Here is an 8,439-nt window from a genome sequence, read left to right as displayed (position 1 = left end):
TGCCCCCGGAAAGGGAGTGTTTTTCCGCAGCGACAAATGAGCACTCAACTTCAGAAGAATGGAAGAAAGCTCACTAAACAGAGTTTTCACTACTTTGCAGTATATATCTACTGTGTTTAGTTATTATTTCAGGCCTTTTTGTTTTTGGATTGAAATATTTGTGTTTTCCCAAGTGTATGATATATCTGGTGTGGGTTAGGTCTTACAACCATAAAACTTGCGACTTGTTGCTTGCAAGCTATACAATATGAAAATAAGTAAACAAATTTTTTAGGATATTGTGGAGGATATTATGATCTTTGTATTAGATGTTGGTAACACAAACACTGTATTAGGAGTGTTTAATGACGGCCAATTAACATATCAGTGGCGCATGCAAACAGACAAAAACAAAACAGAAGACGAATATGCTATGTTTATTAAATCCCTATTAGGGCATGAAGGATTAACCTTTTCTGATATTAATGGCATTGTCATCTCATCTGTAGTCCCACCGATTTTATTTGCACTGCAGCGAATGGCTGATAAATATTTCCATTGTAATCCAATGATAATTGGTGATGAAAAAGTGAATCCATACTTAAAAATGAAGTACCCTAACCCTAAAGAGTTAGGTGCTGATCGTGTTGTCAACGCAGTAGGTGTCATTAAAGAATATAGTTCCCCAAGTATTATAATTGATTTCGGGACTGCTACAACTTATTGTTACATTAATGAGGCGGATGAATATGTTAGTGGTGTAATCACTCCGGGCATTAATATTTCTTTAGAAGCTCTATACCAAAACGCAGCCAAGTTACCCAAAATAGAAGTGAAAAAGCCAAACCAAGTTTTAGGACAATCTACGGTAGAAGCAATGCAATCGGGTGTTTATTTTGGATACGTCGGTCAAGTAGATGCTGTAGTTAACCGGATAAAAAAAGAGGTTGGAGGATCACCAAAAGTGATTGCGACAGGAGGTTTAGCAACATTAATCGCCAAAGACTCCTCTGTAATTGATATCGTCGACCCTTATCTAACCTTAAAAGGTTTGTATGAAATATACCAAAAGAATGAGCAAGATTTTGAATAAAAGAAAGGACGTTTATAAATGAGTGATTATTTATTAAAAGCAACAGCATTTGGAGGGGATGTGAGAGCATACGCAATCAATTCAACAGATACAGTAGAAGAAGCACGAACCCGCCAAGATACATGGGCAACAGCTTCGGCAGCGCTAGGAAGGACACTTTCCATTTCCACGATGTTAGGTGCGATGCTGAAAGGTGAAGACAAGTTGACGGTAAAAGTGGAAGGAAATGGTCCAATGGGAGCAATTATTGCTGATGCAAATGCCAAGGGGGAAGTACGTGGCTATGTTGGAAATCCTCATGTGGATTTTGAATCAAACGCACAAGGAAAATTAGATGTAAGAAGAGCAGTTGGAACGGAGGGAACATTAAGCATTGTTAAAGATTTAGGCTTAAAAAATCATTTTACTGGTCAAGTTCCCATTGTATCTGGAGAAATAAGTGAAGATTTCACCTATTACTTAGCTAATTCTGAGCAGGTTCCATCTGCTGTAGGAGCAGGTGTTTTAGTCAATCCAGATCATAGTATTTTAGCCGCTGGAGGATTTATTGTACAGATGATGCCAGGAGCATCAGAGGAAACAATTGCCCAAATTGAAGAAAAGGTTGCCAATGTTCCACCTATTTCAAAACTGATCCAAGATGGGAAGCAACCAGAGGAGATATTAGAGCTTTTATTAGGTGAAGGAAATGTAAAGGTACATGAGCGTTTAGCAGTGCAATTTTCTTGCCCTTGCTCAAAAGAAAGGCTGAAAACAGCAATTCAGAGTTTAGGGAACGAAGAGATTGATGCGATGATTAGAGAAGATCACGGTGCTACAGCTTCTTGTCATTTTTGTAATGAAATATACAAATTTACGATCGATGAGTTGCGGGAATTGAAGACAGAGTAATAGGGGGAGTAATAGTTGAGGGTATCACGTCTGGTATTATGGTCTATTATATTACTATTGCTCATAACAAATATTACAACCATTTTTATTCTTTCAGGAGAAAACAGCTCAGATGAATTTGTAGTATTAGATGAGACTCCGGTGGATCGTAATAAACCGTTAGCAGAAATCGGGAATGACGAAGTTTTATATCAAGATTGGATGAGCGAACTAATTGAGCAATATGGAGAATCCGTTTTGCATGATTTGATTGATAAAAAAGTAATTTTTCAGTTGGCAGAGGATGAAGGGCTTGAGATCCATCCGAAAATAGTGGATCGAGAATTATCGAGAATGATGGTCATGCAAGGATTGCTATCAGAAGGGGAAAAAGAGAAAAAAATTGAAAAATGGACAGAGCAAATTAAATATCGTTATTATCTACAACAACTTTTAAGTGAAGATGTTAGTGTTTCAGAAGCAGAAATAGAAGAGTATTATCAATCTTATCAGAACCAATACCAGTTTGATGATATGGTCCAATTGTCACATATTCTTGTTTCGACACAACAAGAAGCAGAATATGCGATGGCAAGGTTGGATGATGGAGAGCCTTTCAATGAGGTTGCACAAGAGTTGTCTATTGATGAGGAAAGTAGAGCGGACGGAGGATATTTAGGGTTTTATTCTGAGACAAGTAGCTTTATACCAAAGGAATACTATGACACTGCGATTTCATTAGAAGCGGGGACATATAGCGAACCAATATTAGTGAATAACGGGTATGCCGTTATTTTTCATCATCAACATCTCCCTGCTATAGAATTGAGCTATGATGAAGTTTATGAAGAAGTGCGTCAAGATATTGCCTTAGATCAATTACAATCTGATGTAGATGCTTCAGCTCTTTGGGATCAAATAGAAGTAAAGTTAAATTATAAAAATGAAAAAAATTAACACACCCTTTCCATTTTATGGGTTGACATTGTATGCCGTTTCATGTACATTGTATATAAAACCAATAATTTTACTTGGATTTGAGGAGGAACTGGAATGAAAGTAGCTCAAAATGTTGCGGAATTGATTGGAAATACACCGATTGTGAAATTAAATCGCACAGCGGATCCTGAAGGTGCAGAGATTTATTTGAAGTTGGAATTTATGAACCCTGGTAGCTCTGTAAAGGATCGTATCGCGCTAGCCATGGTTGAAGCGGCAGAAGAAGAAGGTGTTTTAAAAGACGGAGATACCATTATTGAACCAACAAGTGGTAATACTGGTATTGGTCTAGCATTAGTTGCTGCTATTAAAGGTTATAAAGCAATTTTAGTAATGCCTGATACAATGAGTATGGAAAGACGTAATCTATTACGAGCTTACGGTGCTGAGTTAGTATTAACACCAGGTGCAGAAGGTATGAAAGGTGCAATTGCAAAAGCGACAGAATTACAAAAAGAAAATGGCTACTTTATGCCTCAACAGTTTAATAACGTAGCAAACCCTGCTGTTCATGCTCGTACGACTGGTAAAGAAATTGTCGAACAAATGGGTGATCAACTAGATGCATTTGTTTCGGGTATTGGAACTGGCGGAACAATCACTGGTGCAGGTAAAGTCTTGAAGGACCAGTACAAGGATATTAAGATTTATGCGGTAGAACCAACTGATTCAGCTATATTATCTGGAGGTAAACCGGGTCCTCACAAAATTCAAGGAATTGGTGCAGGGTTTGTACCAGAAGTTCTTGATACAGATATTTATGATGAAGTGATTACGGTGACTAATGATCAAGCCTATGAAACAGCTCGAGAAGCAGCTCGCAAAGACGGTGTGCTAGGTGGTGTATCTTCAGGTGCTGCTATTTACGCAGCTAAACAAGTAGCACAAAAACTTGGAAAAGGCAAAAAAGTTCTTGCAGTTCTTCCAAGTAACGGAGAGCGCTATCTATCAACTCCTCTTTATCAATTTGACGAAGAATAAACAATAAAACTATTTAATAAGCACAAACCCCGTTTCAGTTCATATTGAAGCGGGGTTTTATTTTGCATAAACATCGTAGAAACATAAACTGCGAAGTAACGTCCAAATAATCTGGGCTGAGTGGGGACATTTGTTCCGCTATTTGTGACAAAAGTGCCGTTTTTAGGATTGTCGCGGACATCTATTCCGCTATTCATTGTAAATAGTACTAATGGAAGCCGAAGTGAACCAAATAAGGGATTCAATGTCCGCAAACATCGAAAAACAAGTGATTTTCAATCAAATAACGAACTAAATGTCCGCTTAATAAAACATTTAGGTACATGGCAGGTATCGTAATCTTTTTTTCTATAGGATAAAAGTAGAGCTAGTAGTAGAGAATATTTTTCAACAGTCCTAAACTTTCCTTGTTTATTTGTGGTATAATATTTTGTTATGAATAGATTATAGAATTCGTTTTGTGAGGACGGGGTATCATGGAAAAGTGGTTACGAACAAAAATTAAAGACTATCATTACCCAGAGAAAACATTAGTCATGGGTATCTTAAATGTAACACCAGACTCTTTTTCTGATGGGGGTAAATATAATAATATCCAAGCAGCCATCCACCAGGCTAAAAAAATGGAAGAACAAGGCGCTGATATCATTGATGTTGGTGGTGAATCAACAAGACCTGGACACACACCGGTATCTGAAAAGGATGAAATAGACCGAGTGATTCCAGTGATTCGAGCACTTGTTGATGAAATCAATATTCCCATTTCCATTGATACATGGAAAGCAAAGGTAGCAAAGCTGTCAATAGAAGCAGGTGCATCAATTATTAATGATGTCTGGGGGGCAAAGAAAGAACCAGATATTGCAAAAGTAGCAGCAGAATTGGATGTTCCAATTATACTTATGCACAATCGCGAAAACCCAACATATGGTGTACTGATGGAAGATGTGTTATCTGATTTAAAAGAGAGTATCCAGATTGCGATAGAAGCTGGTGTGAAAAGAGACCAGATTATTCTCGACCCGGGCGTTGGATTTGCTAAGACGTATGAAGAAAATATTCAAGTAATGCAAGAAATGGATCGGCTTCGAGAATTAGATTATCCTGTTTTACTCGGAACTTCCCGAAAGTCCATTATTGCTAAAACTTTAAATTTGCCAGTTGATGAGCGAGATGAAGGAACTGGGGCAACTGTATGCTACGGTTTGACAAAGGGTTGTGAAATAGTCCGTGTCCACAATGTCGAGATGCATGTAAGAATGGTTAAGATGATGGACAAGCTGATTGGTAAGGGGGGTGCATAAGGTGGATAAAATATATCTTAATCAAATGACCTTTTATGGGTTTCATGGTGTATTTCCTGAAGAAAAGAAGTTAGGGCAACGCTTTTTAATAGATGTAGAATTGGAAGCAGATTTGAAACAGGCTGGTCAATCAGATGATCTTCAGCATTCGATTGATTATGGTCTCGTGTATCAATTGACGAAGCAAATTGTTGAAGGAAGATCTAAAAATTTAATTGAAGCAGTAGCTGAAGAGGTTGCAGAGGCGCTTTTATCCCAGTTTGATCCATTACAAGCATGTACTGTTAAGGTAGTGAAACCTGATCCACCTATTCCTGGTTATTATCAGTCAGTTGCTGTTGAAATTTACAGGGAGAAATCTTTATGAAAAAAGCATATATAGCACTTGGATCTAATATCAGACCTAGATTAACTTATTTAAATCAAGCTATGGAACAATTAGCTGAGCATGATAAAATAGAAATCAGAGATAAGTCTTCAATATATGAAACAGACCCAGTTGGTTTTATAGAACAAGATCAATTTTTGAATATGGTGATCGAAGTCGAAACAGATCTAGATCCGAATTCTCTTTTGGATGTTTGCCAAAGTATTGAACAGAATCTTGGCAGAAAACGAGAAATAAAATGGGGACCGAGGACAATTGATCTTGACATTTTAGTATATAATCAAGAAAATATAGAAACAAAGCGATTAATTTTACCACATCCAAGATTACATGAGCGTGCATTTGTTTTAATACCATTAGCAGAAATCAATCCATTTTTGTATATAGCACATTTCGATAAGAATATAACGGAATTATTAGCAAGCATACCTGCAGAAGATAAAGAAGGTGTAGTTAAATGGCAACAAACAAATGGGGTAAGCGAATCAAAGCGTTTCGGAAGTTGAAGGGTTATACGCAAATTGAATTTGCGTATGAGCTTGAAATATCTGTTTCGCAATTAGGAGAAATTGAAAGAGGTAAAAGAATTCCTACAGAGGATCAGTTAGAATATATTGCAGCTAAGCTCGATATTTCATTAGAAGAGCTACAACCTAAGGTAGAAGGAAATGAAGAGAAACGGTATGTTGGGACATAGGTGATACTAACATCCGAAACCAGGCTGTATTAACGCCAATGGCTGGATGGTATTTAAAAGGGTTCAAAGGAAATGATAAAGTACGTAATCAAATTAACTAGACAGAGTCCAAGAATTATGTAGAACAACTAGAACAATAAGCAAGAGTTTCCTAAGTAGTGTGTGTAAACATTGACACAGACGAGTTCCTTTTCTATACTAATCATGAATGAATGTGATACTGCCAGTGTGATGCTGGCAGTTTTTTGATATATATTACATAAATTATTAATCATTGAGGTGAACAAGAATGAGTGAAGAACTGAATGAACACATGCGTGTACGTTTGGATAAAATGAATAGTTATCGTGAACAAGGAATTGATCCGTTTGGTGATAAATTTGTTCGCACACATTTGGCAGAAGAATTAAAAGAACAATATGATCAGTTCTCTAAAGAGGAATTAGAAGGAAAAGCAATTGAAACGACAGTGGCAGGTCGAATTATGACGAAGCGCGGTAAAGGTAAAGCTGGTTTTTCACATATTCAGGATTTAAGTGGCCAAATCCAATTATATGTACGGAAAGATAGAATCGGAGAGGAAGCTTATGAAATCTTCAAGTCAGCAGACTTAGGAGATATTGTCGGTGTTACAGGTACAGTATTCAAAACAAATGTAGGGGAACTTTCGGTTAAAGCAAACGAATTTACAATGCTAACGAAATCTCTCCGTCCTTTACCAGAAAAGTTCCACGGTCTAAAAGATGTAGAACAACGTTATCGTCAGCGGTACTTAGATTTAATTACTAATATGGAAAGTAAAAATACGTTTGTTCTTCGCAGTAAGATCATCCAGTCCATGCGTCGATACTTAGATGAGAGAGGTTTTTTGGAAGTTGAAACACCAATGATGCATGGTATAGCAGGTGGTGCATCTGCACGTCCGTTTGAAACACACCATAATGCACTCGATATTCCTTTATATATGCGTATTGCCATTGAGTTGCATTTAAAACGATTGATTATAGGTGGTATGGAAAAAGTATATGAAATTGGCCGTGTATTCCGCAACGAAGGAGTATCCACTCGCCACAATCCTGAATTTACTATGATTGAATTGTATGAAGCATACGCAGATTATCATGATATTATGGAACTTGTTGAAAATTTGGTGTCTCATATCGCCAAAGAAGTAACCGGATCTACAACAATTACTTATGGAGATTATGAGGTTGATTTAGCACCAAAATGGACAAGACTTCATATGGTAGATGCGATTAAAGAACATACAGGCGTTGACTTTTGGAAAGAAATGACGGATGAAGAAGCAAAAGCTTTAGCGAAAGAAAATGAGGTAGAAGTTGAAGACACGATGACATTTGGACATGTTGTTAATGAATTTTTTGAACAGAAGGTAGAAGAGAAGCTAATCCAGCCAACCTTCGTCTACGGTCATCCTGTGGCAATATCTCCTTTAGCTAAGAAGAATAAGGAAGATGAACGTTTCACAGATCGTTTTGAATTGTTTATCGTTGGACGTGAGCACGCAAATGCATTCTCGGAGTTAAATGATCCAATTGATCAGCGAGAAAGATTTGAAGCACAAGTTAAAGAAAAAGAGCAAGGTAATGATGAGGCGCATGAAATGGATGAGGATTTCTTGGAAGCACTAGAATATGGTATGCCTCCAACCGGTGGTTTAGGTATAGGTATTGATCGACTTGTTATGTTGTTAACTAATTCTCCGTCGATTAGAGACGTTTTACTTTTCCCACAAATGCGTAATAAATAATAGTATGGAAGAACCTTGACAATCTTAGTCGAGGTTCTTTTTATAAAAGTATTCCGATTATAGGTATTTTATTAAAAAAAGCGAAAAAAGTTGTTGACTTTAAATCTGATTACGTGTTATATTGTTAATCGTCGCTGAAAACGACATAACAACAAATCATCCATCACCACTTAAAAAACACAACTTGAATTAAAAAAAGGTTGTTGACATAATACAAGTGAGATGATATGATATAAAAGCTGTCGCAAAAAGAGACAGCAACCATTGATCTTTGAAAACTGAACAAAACAACCAGTATGATTATAAACATGAAACAAGCTAGCTTATAGAAGCGAGCGCAAGTCAACTTTTATTGAG

Annotated in this window: 9 protein-coding genes; all 9 read left to right on the top strand. The window is 37.0% G+C overall.

Going from position 1 to position 8,439, the window contains the following annotated elements; translation table 11 throughout:
- Nucleotides 1-292 precede the first annotated feature (292 nt).
- The 9 genes from J5J03_RS00310 (at nucleotide 293) to lysS (ending at nucleotide 8,082) form a co-directional block, all read left to right on the top strand.
- A complete protein-coding gene (locus tag J5J03_RS00310; RefSeq protein WP_208585556.1) occupies nucleotides 293-1,072 on the top strand; it encodes a type III pantothenate kinase in 780 nt (259 codons plus the stop codon).
- Nucleotides 1,073-1,090: 18 nt separating this feature from the next.
- The gene (gene hslO, locus J5J03_RS00305; protein WP_208585555.1) at nucleotides 1,091-1,963 is read left to right on the top strand and encodes an Hsp33 family molecular chaperone HslO; all 873 of its coding nucleotides are present in this window, start codon (nucleotides 1,091-1,093) and stop codon (nucleotides 1,961-1,963) included.
- A 15-nt stretch (nucleotides 1,964-1,978) separates the two neighbouring features.
- A complete protein-coding gene (locus J5J03_RS00300) occupies nucleotides 1,979-2,899 on the top strand; it encodes a peptidylprolyl isomerase (RefSeq protein WP_208585554.1) in 921 nt (306 codons plus the stop codon).
- A 96-nt stretch (nucleotides 2,900-2,995) separates the two neighbouring features.
- Nucleotides 2,996-3,922 (top strand): cysteine synthase A, encoded by a 927-nt coding sequence (gene cysK / locus J5J03_RS00295; protein ID WP_208585553.1) that lies wholly within the window; start codon nucleotides 2,996-2,998, stop codon nucleotides 3,920-3,922.
- Nucleotides 3,923-4,398: 476 nt separating this feature from the next.
- On the top strand, nucleotides 4,399-5,226 hold the full coding sequence (gene folP, locus J5J03_RS00290; protein ID WP_208585552.1) for a dihydropteroate synthase: 828 nt from the start codon (nucleotides 4,399-4,401) through the stop codon (nucleotides 5,224-5,226).
- Between the two features lies 1 nt (nucleotide 5,227).
- Nucleotides 5,228-5,593 (top strand): dihydroneopterin aldolase, encoded by a 366-nt coding sequence (gene folB, locus J5J03_RS00285; protein WP_208585551.1) that lies wholly within the window; start codon nucleotides 5,228-5,230, stop codon nucleotides 5,591-5,593.
- Nucleotides 5,590-6,120: a 2-amino-4-hydroxy-6-hydroxymethyldihydropteridine diphosphokinase gene (gene folK, locus J5J03_RS00280; RefSeq protein WP_208585550.1), complete on the top strand. Its 531-nt coding sequence runs from the start codon at nucleotides 5,590-5,592 to the stop codon at nucleotides 6,118-6,120. The genes folB and folK overlap by 4 nt, the downstream gene beginning before the upstream one ends.
- Nucleotides 6,072-6,311 (top strand): helix-turn-helix domain-containing protein, encoded by a 240-nt coding sequence (locus tag J5J03_RS00275; RefSeq protein ID WP_208585549.1) that lies wholly within the window; start codon nucleotides 6,072-6,074, stop codon nucleotides 6,309-6,311. The genes folK and J5J03_RS00275 overlap by 49 nt, the downstream gene beginning before the upstream one ends.
- Nucleotides 6,312-6,600: 289 nt before the next feature.
- A complete protein-coding gene (gene lysS, locus J5J03_RS00270) occupies nucleotides 6,601-8,082 on the top strand; it encodes a lysine--tRNA ligase (RefSeq protein ID WP_208585548.1) in 1,482 nt (493 codons plus the stop codon).
- The last annotated feature ends 357 nt before the right edge of the window (nucleotides 8,083-8,439 follow it).

This window comes from Gracilibacillus suaedae (genome assembly GCF_017599345.1).
In the GTDB taxonomy this organism is placed as follows: domain Bacteria; phylum Bacillota; class Bacilli; order Bacillales; family Amphibacillaceae; genus Gracilibacillus; species Gracilibacillus suaedae.
The sequence above is the reverse complement of the archived record's forward strand: the minus strand, read 5'-3'. Positions and strand labels throughout refer to the sequence as shown.

What these genes read in the sequence shown, in the direction of transcription:
- folK (WP_208585550.1), top strand. Translation starts at nt 5,590, where the DNA reads ATGAAAAAAGCATATATAGCACTTGGATCTAATATCAGACCTAGATTA.
- folP (WP_208585552.1), top strand. Translation starts at nt 4,399, where the DNA reads ATGGAAAAGTGGTTACGAACAAAAATTAAAGACTATCATTACCCAGAG.
- lysS (WP_208585548.1), top strand. Translation starts at nt 6,601, where the DNA reads ATGAGTGAAGAACTGAATGAACACATGCGTGTACGTTTGGATAAAATG.
- cysK (WP_208585553.1), top strand. Translation starts at nt 2,996, where the DNA reads ATGAAAGTAGCTCAAAATGTTGCGGAATTGATTGGAAATACACCGATT.
- J5J03_RS00275 (WP_208585549.1), top strand. Translation starts at nt 6,072, where the DNA reads ATGGCAACAAACAAATGGGGTAAGCGAATCAAAGCGTTTCGGAAGTTG.
- J5J03_RS00310 (WP_208585556.1), top strand. Translation starts at nt 293, where the DNA reads ATGATCTTTGTATTAGATGTTGGTAACACAAACACTGTATTAGGAGTG.
- hslO (WP_208585555.1), top strand. Translation starts at nt 1,091, where the DNA reads ATGAGTGATTATTTATTAAAAGCAACAGCATTTGGAGGGGATGTGAGA.